Origin of the sequence: Streptomyces formicae (genome assembly GCF_002556545.1) — a bacterium.
GTDB lineage: Bacteria > Actinomycetota > Actinomycetes > Streptomycetales > Streptomycetaceae > Streptomyces > Streptomyces formicae_A.
Window position 1 is genome coordinate 9,471,380 of the sequence record NZ_CP022685.1, and the last position, 20,971, is coordinate 9,492,350.

The window sequence follows — 20,971 nt, forward strand, 5'->3', positions numbered from 1 at the left end:
GCACCCCGTTTCGGCATCCATGATCGGGGAACTCCGTGACTCAGTGGGACGTCCGAGCCTTCCCGGGAGGGTTCGGCAGTGAGCCCGCCCTTCGCCCCTTGCTCCGCGGCAAGGGGCGAAGTCGCGGCAAGGGGAGACGAGCGGTTCTGAGCGGCGAGGGCGATCCGTGACCGGGGTCGCGAATTACCATGAACCGATGGAAACGGTTCGAATAGCCCTCCCGAGACGTCAGCGGCGTTCCCTGCTCCTCGGCCTGGCGGTGGTGACGGTCGCTCTCGGTTCGATGGCGCTGTTCGTCCTTCCCCGCGCGTACGCGAACACGACCAGCAGCGGCGCCGTCGCCACCACCGTCTTCACCGCCATCTGGCTGCCGAGCGTCTTCTACGTACTGAACCGGTCGTTCGGCACGACCACGCTCACGCCCGAGGGGATGCGGTTCAGCACGGCGGTGAGCCGACGTCTCGTCCCCTGGCACGAGATCACCCGCATCGAGGAGGAGCGCCGCACCGGCCGAGGCGGCGCCTCGTGGTGGGTCATCCGTGCCCATCTCGCGCGTGGCCGCCCGGTGGTCCTGCCGGGCGCGCTGTGCGACGGCCGGCAGGACGAGCGGTTCCTGGCGACTCTGCGGACGCTCCACGAGTACCGGGCCTCGACGGTGCGGCAGCGGTGAACTTGTCGATTATCGATATGGTCCCCTAGTGTGAGGCATATCGAAAATCGATGGGGAGGAAAGTAGTGAACACGCGACTCACAAGGGCGCTGGCCTCGGTGACCCTTTTTCTGGCGCTGCTCGGCGGACTGGCCTTCGCCGGCAAGGCGATCACGCACATGCTCGACGACGGCGCGATCTGCGTGAAGACGGACTTCTGGGCCAACGCCTCGCTGGGACCGGAGGGCCTGCCGGTGGCCGAGGGCGTGAAGGCGACCAGCAGCACCGCGCGGCTGTGCCAGGACAGTCCTTCGACGGGACAGCGTGCCGCGGAGCTGGGCGGCGCACTGCCCTGGCTGCTCTTCGCCGCCGTCGCGATGCTGCTCTTCTCGCGGCTGCTGGACGGCGTGGTCCAGAAGGGACCGTTCACCGAAACGGTGGCGCGACGCCTCTCCGTCCTGGGCTGGTTCGTCGTCGTGGGCATGCCAGTCGCCGGTCTCGTCGTAGGCTGGTCGCACTCTTGGCTGGTCGGGAGCATGGCGCCGATCGTGGGCTCCGGGCCGACGTTCGCCGGGTCGATGGAGTTCGTCTTCGCCGGGCTCGCCGCGGTCATCATGGGAAGGATCATGCGTCAGGGTGTGCGGATGCGAGAGGACCTCGAAGGGACCATCTGATGCCCGATGAGGAGCTGCATGCGATCCGGATCCACCTCGACCGGATCCTCGCGGAGCGCGGCATGACGCTCACGGAACTGTCCGCGCAGGTCGGCATCACCGTCGTCAACCTGTCCGTACTGAAGAACGGCCGGGCCAAGGCCATCCGCTTCTCGACCCTCTCGAGGATCTGCGACGTCCTCGAGTGCCAGCCGGGCGACCTGATCACCCATGACCCGACGGGACCGGCCTAGGGCCTGTCCGGCGAACGTGCCGGACAGGCCCTGGGCCGTGTCTCCGTGAGGGCTCAGCGCTTGAGCAGGAAAGTGAAGTCGCCGGAGAGCTTGCCGCCCAGCCGGACCGCCGAGATGAGCTTCCCGTCCGTGATCAGTCTCTCGACCTCGGCCCGTGAAAGACCGCAGCCCTCGGCGATCAGCCGCACGGGACGGACCGGAATCCGCGCCGCGAAGCGGACCGAGACGTCGATCACCTCGTGGTCCAGGTGATCCGTTCCGCCGGTGTCGAGGCGCCAGGCGCCGTCCCAGTCGAGCGCGACGCGATTGCGGCGCCGCAGTACCGGATCCTGGAGCAACTCGGCCGCCAGGGCGGGGTCGTTGTCATGCATCCGGTCCAGGAGCTCGGGCCGTACGGAACGCACGTTCACGCGCTCCAGGACCGTGAGCTTCGCGGTCTCCCCGCACGAGGCACAGAGCACCAGGAGCCAGGCGTCGATGAGCTTGTGGTGGGCGTTGACGCGGAATTTCCCGTCGGCCAGGAAGCGCTCGGACGCGCAGGTGTGGCAACGACGGCGGACGAGTGGCAGGCAGGTGGGCATGACCACCCAGTTTTCGAGCACAGAAGTACACCGATCCCAGTGAGAAGTCCGCAGCAAAAAGGAGCGCGGCGCACATGCGCGACGCGCGACGATTCATCGCTCGGGGTGTCTCACAGGGTGTACAACGGCACGTCCTTGCCTGGATTTCCTGGTCCGGCAGCACGGTAGGGGCGGGCGGGGACGCCGTGCCACCGGTTTTCGAGCGCCGAGGCGCCCCCCCCTGCTGTGCTGCCGGACCGGTGCTGGTGCGTGTGTGAGTGGTGCTGTCCCCGGCTGCTACGTTGCGGAACCGTGGACAACAGCGGGTATGCGGACGACAGCGTGTATGTGGGCAACGCGGGCAAGGACGCGGCACTGGACCGCGGATGGCTCCTGGGGCATTTCAAGGACGTCACCGATCCGCGGCACAGCGAGGCCGTGGAGATCAAGTGGGGCGTGCATCCGCCCGGCGACGAGCGGGCCCAGTGGGTGACCGGCGAGGAGCGCGTCGCGCTGCTGGTCCTGATCAGTGGCCGCTTCCGGGTGGAACTGCCCGGACGCAGCGTCCTCCTGGCCCAGCAGGGGGACTACGTCGTGTGGGGCAGGGGCGTGGACCACTCGTGGATCGCGGAGGAGGAATCCGTCGTCCTGACGGTCCGTTGGCCTTCGGTTCCCGGGTACAAGGTGCCTGCCTGAGCGGCGGTGGCCGGGTCCTTGTGGCGCCGTGGTCGTGTCCGGTCCAGGACTCGTGTCCGGACCAGGACCGCGCACGACCACGTACGCCACGTGCCGCGTCTCAGCGGATGTTGACGTCGATGCACGCGTAGAAGGCGTTGGACGTGTCCCCGATGTTCCACACGGCGAGGATCTTGTGCCTGCCGGTGGCGCTGCCCAGGTTGACCTGGTGCGAGACGGTGGCCGGTGGTTGCTGGTTGTGGCCGTCGATGGTGGCGACCTTGGTGCCGTCGACGAAGTACTCGTAGTTCAGGGTGCGGTGCCGGGCGGTGAACGTCCAGGTGAAGGTCTGCGTGCTGCTGACGTCGCTGACCTTCCAGCCCTTGTTGTTGTCGTCGAGCTCCGCGAACCGTGCGTTGCCGCCGCTACAGCTGCGCAGGCCCTTGGGGCCCTCCACGCTCTGCGGCTCGTACTTGATCTCGCCGCATGCCACCGTGCGGGCGGCGCACTGCGCCTGGCGGCTGGCCGGGGCGTTGACGTAGCCGTGTGCGCTGGCCGCCCCCGTCGGCAGGGTGAGGGCGAGGACGGGCGCCATTCCGGCGCCGATCGCGGCGGCTATCTTCCGTTTCTTGTCCATGCGTACTCCTTCACGGCGTGGGGGGAGTCGAGCGCGGGGGCGGGGGTGAGCAGTGGTACGGGGGACAGCGGTGCGGCGCGGGGATCGCGGCGGCCGATTAGTCTGGACCATAGACTTTGGCGAGCCACGGTCAAGGTCGGTTTCGGGCCAGGCCCGGGAACGTGGAGGGGATGTCGAGGACGGCATGTCGGCTCCGTCCCAGAGGTAGCCGCGGCGACCATGGCCGCACCACACCAAGGAGGCCCCACCATGACGACCCTGCGGATGGACCACGTCAGCGTCGTGGTCGACGACCTTGAGGCAGCTGTCGCCTTCTTCGCCGAACTGGGGATGGTGGCCGAGGGCGAGGCGCAGGTCGAGGGAGAGTCGGTGGACCGCATCTGCGGGCTCACGGATGTCCGAGCCGACATCGCGATGATGCGCACCCCGGACGGCCACGGCAGGCTCGAACTGACGAAGTACCACACCCCGAAAGCACTCGGCGCCGAGCAGACGCACGCCCCGGCGAACACCTTGGGCCTGCGTTCCCTCATGTTCGCCGTCGACGACATCGACGCCACCGTGACCCGCCTGCGCGCGAAGGGCTCCGAACTCGTGGGCGAGGTGGTGCAGTACGAGAACTCCTACCGACTCTGTTACCTCCGAGGCCTCGAGGGAATCATCGTGGCCCTGGCCGAACAGCTCGGCGGCGAGGACGAGTCCACGGCGTGAGCGCCGGTCGGGAGGCTCCGACCATGACGGACGACGGTGGCCGAGCCCGTGTGGCCGTACCCGCCTGAGTAGACGAGCGGTGACGAGCCGGGGGCGTCAGACGTGACCGAGCACCCGGTGTGGGCGATACGGTGCCTCGATTCGCGCGCGTTCGTTCTCGCTCAGGACGAGGTCGACCGCCGCGAGCGCGTCCTCCAGGTGGGCCGTCTTCGTTGCGCCCACCACCGGGGCGGTCACCCCCGGGTTGCCGAGGAGCCACGCCAGGGCGATCCGCGCGGCGGGCACGCCCCGTTCGGCGGCGAGGGCGCGGACGGCGTCGACCACGTCGAAGTCGGCGTCCTCGTACATCTCGTCCGCCAGCGGGTCGTCGCCCGCCCGCACGGTGTGCCGGACCCCGCCGCGTTCCCGCGCGCCCGCCAACAGGCCACGGGCCAGCGGGCTGTAGGGCAGTACGCCGACCCCCTGGTCGGCGCAGAGCGGGAGCATCTCCCGCTCCTCCTCTCGGTAGACGAGGTTGTAGTGGTTCTGCATCGACACGAACCGCGACCACCCCGCCTCGCGCGCGACCTGCTGCGCCTTCGCGAACTGCCAGGCGTACATGGCCGATGCCCCGATGTAGCGCGCCTTGCCCGCACGCACCACGTCGTGCAGCGCCTCCATCGTCTCCTCGATGGGCGTCCCGTGGTCCCAGCGGTGGATCTGGTAGAGGTCGATGTAGTCCGTGCCCAGCCTGCGCAGGGAGGCGTCGACGGCGGCCATGATGTGTTTCCTGGACAGGCCGCGGTCGTTGGCGGAGGGACCCATCGGGAAGTAGACCTTCGTCGCCAGGACGTACGCCTCCCGGTCGGGGAAGAGCCCGCGCAGCATGCGGCCGGTCACCTCCTCGCTGACCCCGTCGTCGTACACGTCGGCGGTGTCGAAGAAGGTGACACCCGCCTCGACCGCACGCCGCACGAGCGGCAGCGCGGCCGCCTCGTCGAGATGCCAGGAGCGTTCGGAGGTGTCGCCGTAGCTCATCATCCCCAGGCAGACGCGGGAGACGGTGAGGCCGGTGGTGCCCAAGCGGGTGTAGTGCATGGTGAGGTCCTTGTTCTCGACGTTCTGGATGCCTCTAACCTAGAAATCGGCAGCGCCCGGAGCCATCGACGAATGAAGGCAGGACGCGCTTCTTGTCCGCGGAAGGGAAAGCCATGACAGCGATCGCTTTCAGAACGGAAAACGGCCATCGATGAGTTGAACGAACGCCTGCTGCGTCTGCTCGCCGCCGACTCGCGGCGCGGTGCATCGGAGCTGGCCCGGGAACTCGGCGTCTCCGCCCCCACGGTGCGGGACCGCGTCCGGCGTCTGGAGGAGACGGGGGTCATCCGCGGCTACCGCCTCGACGTGGACCCCGCAGCGCTCGGCCGCCCCGTCGCGGCCTGGATCAGGCTGCGTCCCGGCCCCGGCCAGATGTCCCGCATCGTCGAACTGGCGGCACGCACACCGGAAGTGAGTGAGTGTCACCGCATCTCGGGCGAGGACTGTTTCCTCTTCAAGGTGCACGTGCCGGAGCTGAGCGACCTCGAACACGTCCTGGACCGCTTCCTGTTGCACGGTCAGACCACCAGTTCGCTCGTCGTCTCCACACCCGTGCCGCCACGTCCTGTACTGCCGTAACCGACATTGGAGTTCGTGTGCACCCCGCAAAAGCCCCGACCATCACCGAGATCTCCGTGGCGGACGAGGAGGCCGGGCCTTACGGCATCGCCGCAGGACCCGACGGCGCCCTGTGGCTGACCTTCGTCCACAGCGGTCACATCGCGCGTCTCACCACCGACGGCGCACTCGACGCGTACTCCCTGGACTCGCCGACGTGCCGCCCCATGGTGATCGCGCCAGGGCCCGACGGTGCCCTGTGGTTCACCCGGTCCCAGGACCACCGGATCGGCCGCGTCACCACCGACGGCACGACGGAAGCCTTCGACGTGCCCTCGCCCGACAGCGGTCCCTACGGCATCGCGGCGGGCCCGGACGGCGCGATGTGGTTCACGGAGATGAACACCGACCGGATCGGCCGCATCACTGTCCAAGGGGAGGTCACCGAGTTCGACCTTTCCACCGAGGGCGGCTTCGCCTCGGCCATCGTCGCAGGACCCGACGGCGCCCTGTGGTTCACCCTCAACCAGGCGAACGCCATCGGCCGCATCACCACCGAAGGCGACGTCACCCTGTACCCGCTGCCCACCCCGGGCGCCGGGCCCGTGGGCATCACCAGCGACGGCGGCGCCCTGTGGTTCGTCGAGATCGGAGCGGGCCAGATCGGCAGGATCTCGACGGACGGGGGGATCGAGGAGTTCCCGCTGCCCGACCGAGGCGCCAAGCCCCACGCGATCGTCGCGGCCTCCGCGGGGGAGTGCTGGTTCACCGAATGGGGAGCCAACCGCATCGGTCACCTCACCGCGAGCGACGGGAGCGCGCGGATCGCCGTGTACGACCTGCCGTCTCCGTCGTCCGAACCCCATGGCATCACGGTGGGGCCCGACGGCGCCCTCTGGGCCGCCCTGGAGACGGGGAGCGTCGCGCGCGTGGAGCCGTAGCCCCGGGAGACGGGGCCCGGACGGCGAGGGCCCGGTGTCGGCGATCTGTCGGGGATCGCCGCTCCGGTGTCGGCGGCCTGTCGGCGAGGGCTGGCACCTTTCCGGGGAGAGCCTGCCGGAGACCCCCGGCAGGCGCGCCCCACGTAAGGAACCACCATGAGCACGGACGTCACGATCATCGGTGCCGGACTCGGCGGGCTGACCCTGGCCCGCGTCCTGCACGTCCACGGCATCCCGGTCACGGTCCACGAGGCGGAGGCATCGCCTTCGGCACGTATGCAGGGCGGAATGCTCGACATCCACGACTACAACGGGCAGCTCGCCCTCGAAGCGGCCGGACTGACGGACGCGTTCGAGGCCATCGTCCTGGCGGGCCGCGAGGCGATGCGGATCATCGACAGGGACGGGACCGTGCTGCTCGAGGAAGCCGACGACGGCACGGGCGGCCGCCCCGAGGTGCAGCGCGGGGAACTGCGTCAGCTCCTGCTCGACTCGCTCCCCGACGGCACCGTGCGCTGGGGCCACAAGGTCAGCGGCGCCCGCGCGCTCGGCGGGGGGCGCCACGAGGTGACCTTCGCCGACGGCGGCACCGTCACCACGAACCTGCTGGTCGGCGCCGACGGCGCATGGTCGCGGGTCCGGCCGCTGCTGTCCGCCGCGACCCCCGCGTACACCGGCATGTCGTTCGTCGAGACCTACCTGTTCCACGCCGACACCCGCCACCCGGCCGCCGCGAAGGCGGTCGGCGGCGGCTCGATGCTCGCGCTCGCGCCGGGCAAGGGCATACAGGCCCACCGGGAGAAGGGCGACACCCTGCACACCTATGTGGCGCTCTCCAAGCCGCAGGAGTGGTTCGCCGCGATCGACTTCACCGACGCCCCCGCGGCCACCGCGCGGATCGCGGACGAGTTCGAGGGCTGGGCGCCGGAACTCCTCGCGCTGCTCACCGAGAGCGACACCGCACCGGTCCTGCGCCCCCTCAACGGGCTGCCGACGGAGCACCGTTGGGAGCGGGTGCCGGGGGTGACCCTGATCGGCGACGCCGCCCACGCGGCGGCCCCGAACGGGGAGGGCGCCAACCTGGCCATGCTCGACGGCGCCGAACTCGCCAAGGCCGTCGCCGCGCACCCCGACGACATCGAGACGGCGCTCGCCGCGTACGAGCGGGACATGTTCCCGCGCAGCGCCGCGGCCGCCGTCGACGGCGCGGAGCTCTACGGGTTCATGTTCAGCGACGACGCGCCGCACGGCCTGATCGACATGTTCACGGGACAGGAGCAGGGGCAGGGGCAGAAGCAGTGAAGAGGAGCAGGACCAGTGAGTAGCGGGCCGAGCGGTTCCGTCCCGTCGGCTTCCGTGCTCGCCGCCTTCGGGGCGGCGGGCACGCCCGTACCCCTGGCGGGAGGACAGGGCCGCAGCGTCCGCGTCGGCGGGTTCGTGTTCAAGCCCACCGACGAGCACGAGCACGACGACGAGGTCGAGTGGGCGACCTCCGTGTTCGAGCACCTCGCGTCGAACGGTGGCTTCCGCGTCCCGAAGCCGCTCCGCGCCGTCGACGGACGCGGCGCCGTGGAGGGCTGGAGCGCCCATGAGTTCCTGGCGGGTGAGCCCGGACCTCAGGGGCGCTGGTCAGACGTGCTCGACGCGGGCCGCACCTTCCACGCCGCTGTGCGGCACGTGCCCCGCCCCGACTTCCTCGCCCTGCGCACCCATCCCTGGGCGGTGGGCGACCGGGCCGCGTGGGAGGAGCGGGAGGTCGACGTCATCGATGACCTCGTCGAGCCCTACGCGACCCTGCGAGAGCTGAGGCGCCCGGTGCGGGCAACTCCTCAGCTCATCCACGGGGACCTGACGGGCAACGTGCTGTTCGCGGCGGGCGAGGCCCCCGCCGTGATCGACTTCTCGCCCTACTGGCGGCCTCCGGAGTTCGCCGACGCGGTCGTGGTAGTGGACGGCCTGCTGTGGTTCGACCCGCCGCCCCACCTGGTGACGAGCGCCGGCGACGCGCCCGACTGGCAGCAGCTGCTGATCCGCGCCCTGATCTTCAGGCTGGTGGCGCAGAGCGGGCTCGCGGGGACGTCGGGCAGGTCCTCGGCGGGTGAGCGGGAGCGGTACCTGCGGGCGATCGAGGCCGTGGTGAACGGGCGGGCTCCGCACTGAGCCGGGCACCGAGGCGCCGAGGTGCTCAGGCGCCGAGGCGCTCACTTCGGGTCGACGTCGGTGTGCACCAAGTGGTGGTCCGAGTACGGGGAGGGCCGCACGCCCTGTTCGACCGGCGTGAAGCCTCGCAGGAAGACGTAGTCGAACCTGCTCTGCCAGTCGGTGGTCGGCTCGCACGTGCCGGTCGACGCGCCCGTGGACGAGGGACGGCACGCACTGCCGTTGTCCGTGGACAGCCGCCACATCCTGGCGAGTTCGGGCGTGGCCGGGTCGGCGTTGAAGTCCCCGAGGACGATCGCGCGGTCGTGGCGGGCGACCGCCGCGGCGAGCACACGGGTCTGGCCCTCGCGGATCGTTTCCTGGCTCCGCTGGGCGAGGTGGGTGTTGAAGACGCGCACGGGCCGGCCGCCCACCGTGGTCGTGACCGCCATGTACCCGCGGTCCTCGGACCCGCCGTCGGGGTACTCGACGTTCACGCGATCCGTCATCGGCGCCGCCGAGAGGATCGCCTGGCCGAAGGCGCCGGGGCGCCACGGCCAGCCCCCGCAACGGCCCCAGTTCCGCAGCACCGACCCGTACTCGACGTGGTAGACCAGCCCGTGCAGTTTCTCCAGGTAGTCGCGGAGCCTCTCGACGTCGCGTACGCACGCCTCTTGCAGACCGATGACCTGGGGCGCGTACGAGGCGATCTCCGCGGCCCTGCCGACGTTGTCGTCCTCGCAGGGGTTGCAGATGTTCCACGTCATGACCCGGTTCGGCACGACGTCCCGGACGGCCTCGGCGGGCAGCGCCCCGGCGGAGTCGGCACCGCTCGGCGCGCTGGGGCCGACCAGCGCGAGACCGGCCACGACCGCGGCGCCCGCGAACAACCGCGTGCTCCATCCGAGCACACCGCCTCCTCAAGGTGGATACAGCATGAGGTTATGGGACGTGGCTGACGGCCACGCGGGCGGAGTGCCGCAATCGCGCCTGATGAGAAACCAGATGCGGAGGGCCGGTGCGGTGATGTGTGATCGGGCTATGTCAAATGTGCTGAGTGTGCCGGGAGTCGACGAGCTGGGCGTGGTGGTGGACGCGCTGCGGGAGTGGCAGTACGAGGGGGCACCGATTCAGTTGCATCCGGGTGATCTGGGCTGGTTCTGGAGCGCAGGCCCGCAGGCGACGGCCGCGGCCGTGCGGACCTGGAGCGGCGGCGGGCGGCTCCTCGCCGTCGGCATGCTGGACGGGCCCGATCTGCTGCGGCTGACCATCGCGCCGGACGCCCGGCGGGACGAAGGGCTGGCGCAGCAGTTGGCCGAGGACCTGACCCGCCCGGAGCGCGGGGTGTTGAAGGCGGGCGAGGCCTACGTCGAGTCGCCGCAGGACGCGCTCCTCCACGACCTGCTGCTCGAGCACGACTGGCACGTCGACGAACCGTGGACGCCGCTGCACCGCGACCTCACGGAGCCGGTGGGCGATCCGGGCGCCGGACTCCGGATCGAGGTGACGGGGCCGGAGCGGGCGCACGTGCGGACCGCCGTACACCGGTCGGCGTTCAACAGCCCGGCGTTCACGGACGAGCGCTGGCACGCGATGACGGCCGGGCCGATGTACGCCGACGCGCGGTGCCTGGTCGCGTACGACGAGCAGGACAGCGCGGTGGCGGCGGTGACGGTGTGGTCGGCGGGGCCCGGCAAGCCCGGGGTGCTCGAACCGATGGGCGTGCACCAGGACCATCGCGGGCACGGCTACGGCAGGGCGATCACCGTCGCCGCGGCCGCCGCGCTCCAGGAGATGGGCGCGTCGAGCGCGATGGTCAACGCCCCGAGCAGCAACGTCGCCGCCGTCGCCACGTACGCGTCAGCGGGGTTCACGAAGCTCCCCGAGGTGCGGGACCGACGCAGGGACGCCTGACGCCGGGTCTCCCGACAACGGGTCGCCCGGCGCCGGGGCTTAATTCGCTCGCCGTTCCGGCGCCCCGCGGCTAGGGTGAACATCGTTCAGGTGCGCAGGCTGCGGCTACTTCTCCTCTCAAGAGAGCAACGCGGGTTCGAATCCCGTCGCCGACTCCCGGTCGGTGTCGTCCAGTGGCCCAGGACGCTTACGTCGCCGCCGCCGATCCAGATCTCTGAACACCTACGACACGAGCCGTTCGCCACGGGGGATCCGGGCGGACGGCTCGCGTCGTGTCGGCTCCCGGTGCAGCTCCCGGTCGAGGAAGGTGCGGAAGGCGCGGGGCGGTCGTCCCGTGAGGCGCCGCACGGTGTCGGTGGTGCGGTCCTCGGAGCCCTGGGCGATGGCGCGGTCCATGTCGGCCAGCAGCACGGCGAACTCCGTCGGGATCAGCGCCGAGAGCCGGTCGCACAACTGCTCGTGGGAGAGGTGGCGGTGCTCCACCGACCTGCCGGTGACGTCGGTGACGACAGCGGCGATGTCGTCGTAGCTGAGCGTCTCCGGTCCGGTGAGGACGAGATCGGAGTTGGGCGCCTGCTCGTCGGTGAGGGCGTGAACGGCGACGGCGGCGATGTCCTCGGCGTCGACGAAGCCGATCCGGCCACCGCCGGTCGCGGTCCACAGGGCGCCCTCCTCACGGATGCTGAGGGCGTGCGCGTGGGCGCCGGTGAAGTTCTGCATGAACCACGAGGGGCGCAGCACCGCCCAGTGCTCGAACACGTCGGGCAGTGCCCGGTGCACCATGCCCACCGCGGGACCGCCCTCGGGGACGGCGGAGGAACTGAGCAGCACCGCGCGGCGTACGCCGGTGCCGCGGGCCTGCCGGAGGAAGGGCAGCATCGTCGCCGCCGGGTCCGCGTCGCCCACGGGCGGAATGAGGTAGACACGGTCGACCCCGTCCAAGGCGGCGGCGTGGGTGGCGGGGTCGTACCAGTCGAAGCGGACCGGCTCGGTGCCGGAGACCGGGGCAGCGCGTCGGCTGGCCGCTCGGACGCGGTGGCCTGAGGCGGCCAGCCGCGCCGCGGTCCGGCTGCCGGTGACGCCGGTGGCGCCGATGACCAACGTGGTGCCGGTGGTGCTCATCGGGCGCTCCCGGTGAAGTCGGCGCCGGGTTCGAGGACGGCGAGGGGATTCCAGTAGTCGCGGTAGGAGTTGATGAGCCCGTCCTGGATGGTGACGACGGCGACGTACGTCATGTCGAAGGGCGCCCCGGTCTCCACCAGGCGGCCGACGCCACGCATCTCGACCACGACGGTGCCCGGTTCGGCGGTCCGGTGAATCCGTACGTCAGGGAAGTCGTGCAGGTCTATGTGGTCGGGGTACCGGCGCATGTAGTCGGCGACGGCCGCCTTGCCGTCCAGGCGCCGGGGCCAGCCCGGGGGAGCGAACGGAAACTCCAGGACCCCGTCCTCGGCCCACAGTTCGACCCAGCCGGAGATGTCCTTGTCCAGGAGTAGTCGCAGGCTGTGGCGGAAGAGGTCCTCGGCGGAGGCGGGAACCGACGGCGGAGTCGGTGGCGAAGTCGGTACAGACATGGGGCCTCATTCATCTCGCGAAATCCGGACCGGTGGTCCGCTTGAACGATACGGACCGCTGGTCCGCTTGGCAATGTCGTCGCCCGGCCGATCAGGTGAAGCGGCGCGGCGCGGACGGAGATCTCTGGCTCCGCGCTGCCCCGGGGGTCAGACTGCGGAGCCGCCCACCCTTCCTCTCGATGTGAGGTAACCCAGGCATGCGACGTACCTTCCTGGCCGCCCTGACCATGGCCACCGCCCTGTGCGGCCCACCCGCCACGCAGGCCGCCACCGCCGCGCCGGGCGGCCCCCAGCGGGCCGTGGCCCAGGCCGGACCCGAGGAGCACTGCGGCGGCATCCAGAAGGTCTCCGGCGGGGGCAACAGCGCCAACGTCAAACTGTGCGCGAAGGTCGGCCAGGCCGGCCGGTTCATGAACATCGCCACGGGCTCCAACTGCTGGAACGCCCTGCACACGTGGAAGCACTGCGATGTCACAGGGCCGTGGAAGATGTTCCACGAGGGCAAGCAGGTCGCCGAGGGGGCGCTGAACAGCCCCGTTCCCTACGTCGGCCCCGGAACCTACGAGGTGGTCGCCGAAGTGTCGGTGCACGCCCACGACGACAGCCCCTTCAGTGGAACGCGCCTTCACGACACCCTGGCGAGCACCTTCACCCTGACCTCCGAACGGAAGGACCCGCCGTACACGGTCGAGGTGACGCCGGGGCGGCGCGACGCGCAGAGCGAGACCTCCATGACGTTCACCGCCACCCACAAGGGCGAGACCGAGACCCAGGCCGACCTCATGATCTGGGGCCACGGGATCTCCACGACCACCCCGGGCTGCGAGACGGACGAGGGGCGTGAGCGCGACGAGGCCACCTTCGTCACCTGCCCGATCGGCAAGGGGGAGAAGAAGACGGTCGAGCTGACCGCCGCCAAGGTGGAGGCCGACGAGTGCCCCGTCACGTGGGAGTTGTCGTGGCTGAACGGGCGGCAGACGTTCGGCATCGAGGGCAACGTCGCCTGCGCCTAGGGCGACTGCGCCCGGTCACTCCGGCCGATAGGTGAACGGCCCGGCGCGGACTCCATCTTGGCCATGGACGCGACAGACGGTACGTTCAGTGGGTTATCGATGACAGCACGAGCGGAAGCCGGTGAGATTCCGGCACGGTCGCGCCACTGTGTGCGCGTGGTCCTCGGACCGCGCGTGAGTCAGACCCGTGGCTGTCGTCCTGTGCACCACCGATACGGGACGCGAACTCCCCAGGAGGCCATGCCATGGCGCAACACGTCGCCCAGCCGACCGCCACCACCCCTGCCGTACCCGCCAAGCTGCCGCTGAAGGACATCGCCCCCTGGGCCGTCTTCTTCGGCGTACTGATGCTGGTCCTGTTGTACTTCGTCGGCGCCGAACAGGGCGCCACCTCCGTGTTCAGCGGCGCGGGGGTTCATGAGTGGGTGCACGACGCCCGCCACCTGCTCGGTTTCCCCTGCCACTGACCAGAGGAACACCGCGCGCTCATGAACTCCACAACTGTACGGAATCTCCTCGTTCGGGGCATGCTCGCCGGTCTGGGAGCCGGCGTGCTCGCCCTGATCGTGGGCTACTTCCTCGGTGAGCCGAACGTCGACAGCGCCATCGGTTTCGAGGAGGCCCACGTCGCTCACTCCCACGGTGACGAGGTCGAACTCGTCTCCAGGAGCCTCCAGTCCACGGCCGGTCTCGCCACCGGCATCCTCGTCTACGGGGTCGCCTTCGGCGGCATCGCCGCACTCGCTTACTGCTTCGCCCTGGGCCGCGTCGGCCGCTTCGGCCCGCGCGCCACCGCCCTGCTGCTCTCCGGCTGCGCCCTGCTCGCGGTGTACGTCGTGCCCTTCCTGAAGTACCCGGCCAACCCGCCTGCCGTGGGCAACGCCGACACCATCGGGAGGCGGACCACGCTGTACCTGCTGATGATGGTGCTGAGCGTGCTCCTCGCGATCGCCGCGACCATCCTGGGCAAGCGTCTCGCCGCGAGGATCGGCGCGTGGTACGCGACAGTGGTGGCCGTACTCGGCTTCGCCGCCGTCATCGGCATCGCGTACGCCTTCCTGCCCGTGGTCAACGAGGTGCCCGAGCACTTCCCGGCGGCGCTGCTGTGGCGCTTCCGGCTCTCCGCACTCGCCACGCAGATCACGCTGTGGGGCGGATTCGGGCTGCTCTTCGGCGAGTTGGCCGAGCGCTTGCTGCGTCCGCGCGAGGACCCTCCGCTCAGAGGGAGTTCACGGGACGCCCCAGCCGCAGGTTCCAGCGTCCGGCCCGGCCGCTGAGCTCCGTGACCGTCAGCGGTTCCACGTCGAGCCGCCAGAACGCGGCCGGTGGCGCGCCCGTCACGTGGATCACCGCGGCGCGCACGACTTCCGGTTCCACGACGGCGACGAGGCGTCCTTCACCGGCCGCCGTGGCGTCGAGCCAGCGCACCACGCGCGCGGAGAAGCTGCTCACCGACTCGCCACCGGCAGGTGCGTGGTCCGGGTCGGTGAGCCATCGCGCCAGGGCCTCGGGCTCCGACGCGGTCACTTCGTGCAGTGACCGGCCGCGCCAGTGCCCCATCGCCATACCCGCGAGCTCCGCCGGTGAGTCCGTGGGGGCGAGCCCGAGAGCCTCCGCCGTCTCCCGGCAGCGGGTGCTTGCGGAGGTGACGACAAGGGCGTCCGCGGGCAGGGATCCGGCCGCTGCCCGCGCATCGGCCCGCCCCCGGTCGTCGAGCGGGGCCCCGTCGTCGAACCGGGCCTGACGCAGCGACGCGGTCATGGCGGGCGAGACCAACAGGACGCGGCTGGTCACCAGGGAACTCCTTCTGACACCTTCTGACCACCGGGGAGCGGCCACCGATGATCCTTCGCGCAGCCGTTCGGGGAGTCAAGCGGCCGGTTCCTGATGCCTGATCATGGCCCGGATGGGTAGGTTCTCGCCGGTGACCTCGATGAAGACGCAGGGAAGCGCGCCGATGAGTGACGGGGCGCAGGTGCGCTGGACGGCGCTGGGGGACACAGCACGGCGGCCGCCCGTGGTGATGCTCCACGGCGGTCCCGGTCTGCCGGACTACCTGGATGAGGTCGCCTCCCTGATCGCGGACCTCGCACCCGTGTACCGCTACGACCAGCGCGGAACAGGCCGATCCGGGTGGCAAGGGCCCCATACCCTCGCCCGGCACGTCGACGACCTCGCCGAACTGCTCGACGCGTGGGGCGCGCCCGAGGCCGTACTGATCGGACACTCCTACGGCACCGACCTGGCGAGCCGCTTCTGTCTAAAGCACTCCGACCGTGTCACCGGGATGCTGCTGATGTGCGGTCCGTTCGTCGGCGATTGGCGCACAGGCGAGCGGGCGGAACGGCGTCGCCGGATGTCCGAGGCGCAGCGGGAGCGGCTTCGCGCGTTGGAGGAGGTGCCGCGCCGTACGGAGGAGCAGGAGGTCGAACTGCTCACCCTGGCCTGGTTCGCCGACCACGCCGACCCCGAACGCGGCTGGCACTGGGCGGCCCGGGGCGCCCGCCGACGCCGCCCGGTCAACTGGACGATGAACAGGGAACTCGGCGAGGCGGGACGCGCGGACCCGCTCGACGACCACCTGGCCGAACTGCGCGCGTGTCTGCCCGCGCGCACGGAACTCCTCGGCGGGTGCCAGGACCCTCGCCCGATCTCGTCACTCGCCTCGCTCGCGCAGCGCCTCGCGGTTCCGCTGACCCGGGTCGAGGGCGCGGGACACGAACCCTGGCTGGAGCGGCCCGACGCGGTACGCGCACACCTGCGGCGATTCGTGCGAGGCGCGCTGGGCGGGGCGGACTTCGACCGGTGAGGGCGCGGTGTCACACCGCTTGCAGCGCGGCGGGCAGGTCGGGGTGGATCTCCAGGTGACCGTCGGCCGATGTGATGCGCAGAACGCGGCGCGTCAGCGGATGCGGGGCGGTGACGAGCAGCCGCAGGCGCAGCCGGTCGGCCAGTCGCTGGGTGTCCTTGAGCACGCCGACGCACGCGGACGTGGCACAGCGGGAGCGCAGGTCGACCACGACGTTCCGCGGGCCGCGACAACCGCGCAGTGCCCGGTGCAGGTCGGCGCGGACGTGTGCGGCGCTGGCGATGTCCATGACCTCGTACACCTTGATCACCATGACGTGGTCGAGGACGGTGAAGGCCGGAAGCGGCACGATCGACTCCAGAGCGGGGCAGGTGACCAGGGCGTGCGGGGGCGGCTCCCGAGTACCCGGTTGTGAGCCCCTATGCGGCCGATGCGGGACGAGCGGTCACACCCGGGGCCGTTGTGAAGGGCTCGACCACGTCAAACGTGACGTTCTGCCTGCGGCAAGCCGGGTATACACCTGAATATGCCATCAGCTCCTGGCGCTCGGCCCTGTGGGTCCTGGCTGGACAAGGCGCCTGGTGTTCGCACGCGTCAGCCCACCGTGCTGGCGAAGAGGAAGAAGAGGGGACGGCGGATGCCCGTGACCTCACGTACCGGCTGGCTCTGGCTCACCGCGTTCGTCGGCATCGGCATCGCTGTCGGGGACGTCGCGACGGGTGCCGCCACCAGCCTGATCGGACTGCTGCTCGTCTGCCCGCTGTTGGCCTCCACCCAGCACGGCTGGCGGGTGACCGCCGCCGTCTCCGGCGCCGCCACGCTCCTTGCCGTGGCCATCGGCACCGTGGAGCACGCGCTCGGCCAGGGCGACACCCAGGTGCGGCTGCTGACCCTGGTCGTCGCGGGTGTGTACGGCACGTGGTGCGCGCACCGGTCCACCAGCCTGCAACAGCAGTTGGAGAAGGTCGCGGTGGCGGCCCAGCGCGCCATCATCCAGCCGACCGACTTCTGCATAGGGGGCCTCGAAGTCAGCGCCCGCTACCACTCGGCCGCCGCGCAGGCCCACATAGGCGGCGATCTGTACGCCTTCGCCAACACCCCCATGGGCCTGCGGCTGCTCATCGGTGACGTGCGGGGCAAGGGCCTGCCGCCCGTCCACCTGTCCGCCGCGGCCATCGGCCACTTCCGCGACGCCGCGTACACCATGCCCGATCTGCTGGACGTGGTACGGGAGTTGGAGACCCGTCTCGCGGGCGACCTCGGAGCGGAGGACTTCATCACGGTGGTGGTCGCCGAGGTCGATCCCCACCACGTACGCCTGGTCAACTGCGGTCATCACGCGCCCCTGCACCTGCCCGCCACCGGCGCCCCCGCGCTGCTGACGCCACCGGTGCCGACCACCCCCATCGGCCTGGCCCCCGCCCCCACGGTCCAGGAGATTCCCCTGGCGGCCGGAGACCGGCTGCTGTTCTACACCGACGGCCTGGCCGAGGCGCGCGATCGGACCGGCTCCATGCCCGACCTGCAAGTCATCGGCCAACTGTGCACGGAGGCACGCCTGGACGGTGCCCTGGACACCGTCCTGACGGCGTTGGACCACCACACCCGTCACAGTGCCACGGGCGACGACATAGCGCTGATCCTCCTGCAGCCCGCGCACGATCACGCCCGGCGCGCCCCGCACCCCCGTGAGGTGCGGGCGTTCGGTGCCGATGGCGCTACACGACGTGCCGCAGGAACGGGATGAGCGCATCGATGAAGAGCTCGTTCCGATCGCCGACGACCATGTGTCCCGCGTCGACCACATCGACGTACCGCGCGTGGGGGACCTCGGCGCAGAACTCCTCCGCGATGTCCTCGCGCACCACGTCGCTGAGCCCGCCGCGCACGAGCAGGGTCGGCACGTCGGCATGACGGGCGGCGTCGAGGAGGCGCTCGGCCATGCCGGGCGGGTCCATCCGGTCCTCGAAGCTGTCCAGCAACCGGGGATCCCAGTGCCACACCCAGCGGTCGCCGTGCCGTCGCAGATTGTTCCGCAGGCCCTCGGGATCGTACGGCCCCGTGCGGCGCGGCACGTATGCGGAGACCGCCGCTGCCGCCTCCTCGACGCTCGCGAATCCTTCGGGGCGACGGCGCATGAACGCGATGATCCGGCGAACCCCGCGAGGATCCGGTCGATGGGCGACGTCGACGAGCACCAGCGCGCGGACCGCCGCCCTGGGCCTCTCCCCGGCGGCGAGCAGTGAGCTCAGACCGCCGAGTGAAGCGCCGACGAGCAGCGGTCGGTCCCCGAGCGCGGCGACGAGTGTCCGGACGTCGTCGGCGAACAGGTCGAGGTCGTAGTCACCGTCGGCCGACCACGCGCTGGTGCCGTGCCCGCGCAGGTCCGGGGCGATGACCCGCCATCCGAGCGCGGCCAGCCGGGGGCCGGTCCGGCCCCACGCGTGTCGTGTCTGGCCACCGCCGTGCAGCAGGACGAGGGGAGGTGAGGAAGCGTCACCCCAGGTGTCCGCCGTGAGCGGGGCCCCGTCACGGCCCGCGAAGTTCACGGGCCCTGACGGGGCGTCGGCCCTCACGCCGTGTCCCGGGCCAGGAGCGGTGCTATCAGTTCGTCGCGACACGCGTCCGAGGCTGCCGCGGCGAGCGCGACGTCCACGGCGAACAGGGAGCGCTTGAGGAACCGGCCGTCGTCGATCAGACCGGCGACCCACTGGTGCAGCGCGCCCACGCACGACGTGGCGACCGTGGCGGCCAGCGCGTCGGTATCGACGTCGGCGCGCAGGACGCCCTGCGTCCGCGTCTCGGCCATTGCCCGGCGCAGTTGGGTGAGGGGGCTGCGGCCGAGCGCGAGGCCGCTCTCCTCCCACTCCCGCACCATGCGACTCGACACGACCGGGTCGTCCACGAACAGTCCGACGGTCGATCGGACGACCTCCCGAGGGCCACCGTCCCCCTGCGCCGCCAGGCGCTGCTCGAGCTCGTCCATGAACCCGGCGGCGAGCGCCTCCCAGATCTTCTCCCGGGGCCCGACCAGGTTGTACACGGTGGCCGGAGAGACCTCCGCGCGCTCGGCGATCCGCTCGGTGCTGATCACTGACTCCGGCCTGTCCCGCAGGAGTTGGCGCGTCGCGTCCAGTATCCGGATGCGCCGCTGAGCCTTCCCCTGCTCGCGCAGCCCGCCTTCGGTCATCTCCATACACGTAATTTAGAGAGGTCTCTAAGTTGGGGCAAGGGGTGTGGAGCCGGAATTCAGGACCAGGCGCGTCGTTCCTGGTGGCGGGGGTCGTTGATCTCGGTCCACTCGGTGTCGATGCGCATCGTGGTGCGGTCCTTGGTGTCGTAGGGGCGCCAGCCGGGATCGCCGGTGGTGGCGAAGCGGATCCACGCCTGGTGCAGCTGGGTGGCGAGGCGTGCCGGGGGTCGGTCGGGGCCCAGCAGGGCGTTCTCGCCCCGCAGTTGGGGGAGGTGGGCGAGGTCGAAGACGTAGGGGAGTTCCATCGTGTGGGTGGCGCCCAGTTGTCCGTTCAGTGCCCTGGAGCGCCAGGCGAACTCGTAGGCGAAGGTGGCGGATTGGAGGTGGGCCGCGTGGACGCCGGCCAGGGCCCAGGTGCCCGCGCCGAACAGGGCGTCGCCCAGGACGGCGGAACGCAGCTCGCCGAAGGAGGCTGTCGGGCGGCTCGCGCGGTACGCCGAGACGAGGCGGGCCGGGTCGGAATGCGAGCGGGCCGCGATGTCGTCGACGTCGGCGGCGGTCGAGGTGGCGTACTTGTCCACGGGGGCCAGATAGAGGTTGCCTTCTTCGGCGTTGGTTCCGATGAGAAGGTCGACGGCGGTGCCCTGGCCGGTGGCGACGGATCGGGCGGGCTGGGTGTCCAGGACCAGGCTGAACGGGCTGAGTCCGGCCAGTGGGTCGTGGTCGGTGTCGGTGCGCAGGTCGATGCCCGAGAGCTGTGCGGCCGCCCGCACCAGGGACTCGTCGGAGAGGTGGGTGAGGGCGTCGGCGTGCGGCTCGACTCCCAGGATCCGGGTGGTCGCCTCGGTCACGCGGGCGGCCTGTTCACTGCTGAACGCGCCCAGACCGCTGCCGCTTTGGACGATCGCCCGGTGGAACAGGCCGTCGGCCTCACAGGTGGCGAGGACGCCGCCGACGATGGTGGCCCCGGCGGACTGGCCGAACAAGGTGACGTTGTGGGGGTCCCCGCCGAAGGCGGCGATGTTCCGCCGCGCCCAGCGGAGCGCGGCGACCACGTCGAGCAGGCCCCGGTTCGCCGGGGCGCCGGGAAGATCGAGGAAACCGGGGATGCCGAGCCGGTAGTTGAGGGTGACCAGGACGACGCCGTCCCGGGCGAACGCGGACCCGTCGTACAGCGCGGACCGCGTCGAACCGGCGACGAATCCACCGCCGTGGACGAACACCATGACCGGCAGGGGGTGCCCCGTGGGCGCGGGTGTGAAGACGTTGACGGTGAGATGGTCCGCGCCGCGGCTCCAACCGGCCCCGAAGTAGGGGGACATGTCCACGCTGCCGAGCTTGCGTGCGGACTGGGGTGCGGTGGGCCCGGGTGCGGTGGCATCGCGCACGCCGTCCCAGGGCGCGTGCGGCCGCGGTGGGGCGAAGCGGTCGGCGCCACGGGGCGGTGCGGCGTAGGGGATGTCCAGGAAGACGGCCGTGCCGTCGTGTTGGCGCCGCCCGCGGACGGCCCCCTGTGCGGTGGTGACGACGGGATGGGGGTGGTGGTGCACGGTGATGCCTCTCCGCGGGACCGAAGGGCCTGGGCCCTGCCCGCCGTACGAAATGGGTGCGTGT

26 protein-coding genes and 1 riboswitch are annotated in these 20,971 nt (G+C 70.9%); of the genes, 15 read left to right on the forward strand and 11 right to left on the reverse strand.

The features are described from left to right. Positions 1-196 precede the first annotated feature (196 nt). The 3 genes from KY5_RS42055 to KY5_RS40645 all read left to right on the forward strand — a co-directional run bounded on the left by KY5_RS42055 (position 197) and on the right by KY5_RS40645 (position 1,556). Positions 197-670, forward strand: coding sequence for a YcxB family protein (locus KY5_RS42055; RefSeq protein ID WP_159072731.1), 474 nt, complete (start codon positions 197-199; stop codon positions 668-670). Between the two features lie 98 nt (positions 671-768). After that, on the forward strand, positions 769-1,323 hold the full coding sequence (locus KY5_RS40640; RefSeq protein WP_234363117.1) for a DUF2975 domain-containing protein: 555 nt from the start codon (positions 769-771) through the stop codon (positions 1,321-1,323). Then, positions 1,323-1,556 carry a helix-turn-helix domain-containing protein gene (locus tag KY5_RS40645; protein WP_098246888.1) on the forward strand — a complete coding sequence of 78 codons (234 nt, stop codon included), beginning with the start codon at positions 1,323-1,325 and terminating at the stop codon, positions 1,554-1,556. The genes KY5_RS40640 and KY5_RS40645 overlap by 1 nt, the downstream gene beginning before the upstream one ends. A gap of 53 nt (positions 1,557-1,609) precedes the next feature. On the opposite strand, the gene KY5_RS40650 is transcribed toward KY5_RS40645, so the two are convergent. After that, positions 1,610-2,158 carry a DUF1062 domain-containing protein gene (locus KY5_RS40650; protein ID WP_098246889.1) on the reverse strand — a complete coding sequence of 183 codons (549 nt, stop codon included), beginning with the start codon at positions 2,156-2,158 and terminating at the stop codon, positions 1,610-1,612. A gap of 270 nt (positions 2,159-2,428) precedes the next feature. Here KY5_RS40650 and KY5_RS40655 point away from each other — a divergent pair, with 270 nt between their 5' ends. Next, the gene (locus tag KY5_RS40655; RefSeq protein ID WP_098246890.1) at positions 2,429-2,812 is read left to right on the forward strand and encodes a signal peptidase I; all 384 of its coding nucleotides are present in this window, start codon (positions 2,429-2,431) and stop codon (positions 2,810-2,812) included. A gap of 100 nt (positions 2,813-2,912) precedes the next feature. On the opposite strand, the gene KY5_RS40660 is transcribed toward KY5_RS40655, so the two are convergent. Next, positions 2,913-3,428: a lytic polysaccharide monooxygenase auxiliary activity family 9 protein gene (locus KY5_RS40660; protein ID WP_098246891.1), complete on the reverse strand. Its 516-nt coding sequence runs from the start codon at positions 3,426-3,428 to the stop codon at positions 2,913-2,915. 249 nt (positions 3,429-3,677) lie between these two features. On the opposite strand from KY5_RS40660, the gene KY5_RS40665 reads away from it, so the two are divergent. Continuing rightward, a complete protein-coding gene (locus KY5_RS40665) occupies positions 3,678-4,139 on the forward strand; it encodes a VOC family protein (RefSeq protein WP_098246892.1) in 462 nt (153 codons plus the stop codon). Positions 4,140-4,235: 96 nt separating this feature from the next. Here the strand turns inward: KY5_RS40665 and KY5_RS40670 are convergent, their stop codons facing one another. Continuing rightward, a complete protein-coding gene (locus tag KY5_RS40670) occupies positions 4,236-5,216 on the reverse strand; it encodes an aldo/keto reductase (RefSeq protein WP_098246893.1) in 981 nt (326 codons plus the stop codon). Between the two features lie 156 nt (positions 5,217-5,372). On the opposite strand from KY5_RS40670, the gene KY5_RS40675 reads away from it, so the two are divergent. From KY5_RS40675 to KY5_RS40690, 4 genes are all read left to right on the forward strand, one after another. Next, positions 5,373-5,795, forward strand: a complete 423-nt coding sequence (locus KY5_RS40675) for an Lrp/AsnC family transcriptional regulator (RefSeq protein ID WP_234363118.1) — start codon at positions 5,373-5,375, stop codon at positions 5,793-5,795. A 17-nt stretch (positions 5,796-5,812) separates the two neighbouring features. Further along, complete coding sequence (locus KY5_RS40680) at positions 5,813-6,715, forward strand: virginiamycin B lyase (protein ID WP_098246895.1); 903 nt, start codon at positions 5,813-5,815, stop codon at positions 6,713-6,715. 156 nt (positions 6,716-6,871) lie between these two features. Further along, complete coding sequence (locus tag KY5_RS40685) at positions 6,872-8,017, forward strand: FAD-dependent oxidoreductase (RefSeq protein WP_098246896.1); 1,146 nt, start codon at positions 6,872-6,874, stop codon at positions 8,015-8,017. A 15-nt stretch (positions 8,018-8,032) separates the two neighbouring features. Further along, positions 8,033-8,875, forward strand: coding sequence for a phosphotransferase (locus KY5_RS40690; RefSeq protein ID WP_098246897.1), 843 nt, complete (start codon positions 8,033-8,035; stop codon positions 8,873-8,875). 41 nt (positions 8,876-8,916) lie between these two features. On the opposite strand, the gene KY5_RS40695 is transcribed toward KY5_RS40690, so the two are convergent. Then, positions 8,917-9,765: an endonuclease/exonuclease/phosphatase family protein gene (locus KY5_RS40695; RefSeq protein ID WP_234363119.1), complete on the reverse strand. Its 849-nt coding sequence runs from the start codon at positions 9,763-9,765 to the stop codon at positions 8,917-8,919. A 130-nt stretch (positions 9,766-9,895) separates the two neighbouring features. Between KY5_RS40695 and KY5_RS40700 the strand changes: the two genes are divergently transcribed. Next, positions 9,896-10,768 (forward strand): GNAT family N-acetyltransferase, encoded by an 873-nt coding sequence (locus KY5_RS40700; RefSeq protein ID WP_098246898.1) that lies wholly within the window; start codon positions 9,896-9,898, stop codon positions 10,766-10,768. A gap of 222 nt (positions 10,769-10,990) precedes the next feature. Here the strand turns inward: KY5_RS40700 and KY5_RS40705 are convergent, their stop codons facing one another. Beyond that, a complete protein-coding gene (locus KY5_RS40705) occupies positions 10,991-11,890 on the reverse strand; it encodes an NmrA family NAD(P)-binding protein (protein WP_098246899.1) in 900 nt (299 codons plus the stop codon). Beyond that, on the reverse strand, positions 11,887-12,342 hold the full coding sequence (locus KY5_RS40710; protein WP_098246900.1) for a nuclear transport factor 2 family protein: 456 nt from the start codon (positions 12,340-12,342) through the stop codon (positions 11,887-11,889). Before KY5_RS40710 ends, KY5_RS40705 begins: the two co-directional genes overlap by 4 nt. Before the next feature lie 197 nt (positions 12,343-12,539). Here KY5_RS40710 and KY5_RS40715 point away from each other — a divergent pair, with 197 nt between their 5' ends. The 3 genes from KY5_RS40715 to KY5_RS40725 all read left to right on the forward strand — a co-directional run bounded on the left by KY5_RS40715 (position 12,540) and on the right by KY5_RS40725 (position 14,632). Next, on the forward strand, positions 12,540-13,355 hold the full coding sequence (locus KY5_RS40715) for a hypothetical protein (protein ID WP_098246901.1): 816 nt from the start codon (positions 12,540-12,542) through the stop codon (positions 13,353-13,355). A gap of 73 nt (positions 13,356-13,428) precedes the next feature. Continuing rightward, positions 13,429-13,559, forward strand: a riboswitch (cobalamin riboswitch). Between the two features lie 41 nt (positions 13,560-13,600). After that, positions 13,601-13,822: a CbtB domain-containing protein gene (locus tag KY5_RS40720; RefSeq protein ID WP_098246902.1), complete on the forward strand. Its 222-nt coding sequence runs from the start codon at positions 13,601-13,603 to the stop codon at positions 13,820-13,822. 21 nt (positions 13,823-13,843) lie between these two features. After that, complete coding sequence (locus KY5_RS40725) at positions 13,844-14,632, forward strand: CbtA family protein (protein ID WP_098246903.1); 789 nt, start codon at positions 13,844-13,846, stop codon at positions 14,630-14,632. Here the strand turns inward: KY5_RS40725 and KY5_RS40730 are convergent. Continuing rightward, positions 14,574-15,149 (reverse strand): histidine phosphatase family protein, encoded by a 576-nt coding sequence (locus KY5_RS40730; RefSeq protein ID WP_098246904.1) that lies wholly within the window; start codon positions 15,147-15,149, stop codon positions 14,574-14,576. The genes KY5_RS40725 and KY5_RS40730 overlap by 59 nt on opposite strands. A gap of 139 nt (positions 15,150-15,288) precedes the next feature. On the opposite strand from KY5_RS40730, the gene KY5_RS40735 reads away from it, so the two are divergent. Continuing rightward, positions 15,289-16,164, forward strand: coding sequence for an alpha/beta fold hydrolase (locus KY5_RS40735; RefSeq protein ID WP_234363281.1), 876 nt, complete (start codon positions 15,289-15,291; stop codon positions 16,162-16,164). Positions 16,165-16,174: 10 nt separating this feature from the next. Here the strand turns inward: KY5_RS40735 and KY5_RS40740 are convergent, their stop codons facing one another. Next, positions 16,175-16,513, reverse strand: a complete 339-nt coding sequence (locus KY5_RS40740; RefSeq protein ID WP_098246906.1) for an STAS domain-containing protein — start codon at positions 16,511-16,513, stop codon at positions 16,175-16,177. Positions 16,514-16,807: 294 nt separating this feature from the next. On the opposite strand from KY5_RS40740, the gene KY5_RS40745 reads away from it, so the two are divergent. Then, the gene (locus tag KY5_RS40745; RefSeq protein WP_159072732.1) at positions 16,808-17,911 is read left to right on the forward strand and encodes a PP2C family protein-serine/threonine phosphatase; all 1,104 of its coding nucleotides are present in this window, start codon (positions 16,808-16,810) and stop codon (positions 17,909-17,911) included. On the opposite strand, the gene KY5_RS40750 is transcribed toward KY5_RS40745, so the two are convergent. From KY5_RS40750 to KY5_RS40760, 3 genes are read right to left on the reverse strand one after another with little or no spacing between them, the layout of a single operon-like run. Next, positions 17,883-18,740, reverse strand: coding sequence for an alpha/beta fold hydrolase (locus KY5_RS40750; RefSeq protein WP_234363120.1), 858 nt, complete (start codon positions 18,738-18,740; stop codon positions 17,883-17,885). The two genes, KY5_RS40745 and KY5_RS40750, sit on opposite strands and share 29 nt — an antisense overlap. Continuing rightward, positions 18,737-19,360, reverse strand: coding sequence for a TetR/AcrR family transcriptional regulator (locus KY5_RS40755; protein ID WP_098246909.1), 624 nt, complete (start codon positions 19,358-19,360; stop codon positions 18,737-18,739). The genes KY5_RS40750 and KY5_RS40755 overlap by 4 nt, the downstream gene beginning before the upstream one ends. 53 nt (positions 19,361-19,413) lie before the next feature. Then, positions 19,414-20,907, reverse strand: coding sequence for a carboxylesterase/lipase family protein (locus KY5_RS40760; RefSeq protein WP_098246910.1), 1,494 nt, complete (start codon positions 20,905-20,907; stop codon positions 19,414-19,416). Positions 20,908-20,971: the final 64 nt, after the last annotated feature.

Excerpts from the sequence above, each read along its gene's own strand:
- KY5_RS42055 (WP_159072731.1), top strand. The coding sequence starts at position 197 with ATGGAAACGGTTCGAATAGCCCTCCCGAGACGTCAGCGGCGTTCCCTG.
- KY5_RS40645 (WP_098246888.1), top strand. The coding sequence starts at position 1,323 with ATGCCCGATGAGGAGCTGCATGCGATCCGGATCCACCTCGACCGGATC.
- KY5_RS40660 (WP_098246891.1), bottom strand. The coding sequence starts at position 3,428 with ATGGACAAGAAACGGAAGATAGCCGCCGCGATCGGCGCCGGAATGGCG.
- KY5_RS40665 (WP_098246892.1), top strand. The coding sequence starts at position 3,678 with ATGACGACCCTGCGGATGGACCACGTCAGCGTCGTGGTCGACGACCTT.
- KY5_RS40670 (WP_098246893.1), bottom strand. The coding sequence starts at position 5,216 with ATGCACTACACCCGCTTGGGCACCACCGGCCTCACCGTCTCCCGCGTC.
- KY5_RS40685 (WP_098246896.1), top strand. The coding sequence starts at position 6,872 with ATGAGCACGGACGTCACGATCATCGGTGCCGGACTCGGCGGGCTGACC.
- KY5_RS40700 (WP_098246898.1), top strand. The coding sequence starts at position 9,896 with ATGTCAAATGTGCTGAGTGTGCCGGGAGTCGACGAGCTGGGCGTGGTG.
- KY5_RS40705 (WP_098246899.1), bottom strand. The coding sequence starts at position 11,890 with ATGAGCACCACCGGCACCACGTTGGTCATCGGCGCCACCGGCGTCACC.
- KY5_RS40710 (WP_098246900.1), bottom strand. The coding sequence starts at position 12,342 with ATGTCTGTACCGACTTCGCCACCGACTCCGCCGTCGGTTCCCGCCTCC.
- KY5_RS40715 (WP_098246901.1), top strand. The coding sequence starts at position 12,540 with ATGCGACGTACCTTCCTGGCCGCCCTGACCATGGCCACCGCCCTGTGC.
- KY5_RS40720 (WP_098246902.1), top strand. The coding sequence starts at position 13,601 with ATGGCGCAACACGTCGCCCAGCCGACCGCCACCACCCCTGCCGTACCC.
- KY5_RS40725 (WP_098246903.1), top strand. The coding sequence starts at position 13,844 with ATGAACTCCACAACTGTACGGAATCTCCTCGTTCGGGGCATGCTCGCC.
- KY5_RS40735 (WP_234363281.1), top strand. The coding sequence starts at position 15,289 with ATGAAGACGCAGGGAAGCGCGCCGATGAGTGACGGGGCGCAGGTGCGC.
- KY5_RS40755 (WP_098246909.1), bottom strand. The coding sequence starts at position 19,360 with ATGGAGATGACCGAAGGCGGGCTGCGCGAGCAGGGGAAGGCTCAGCGG.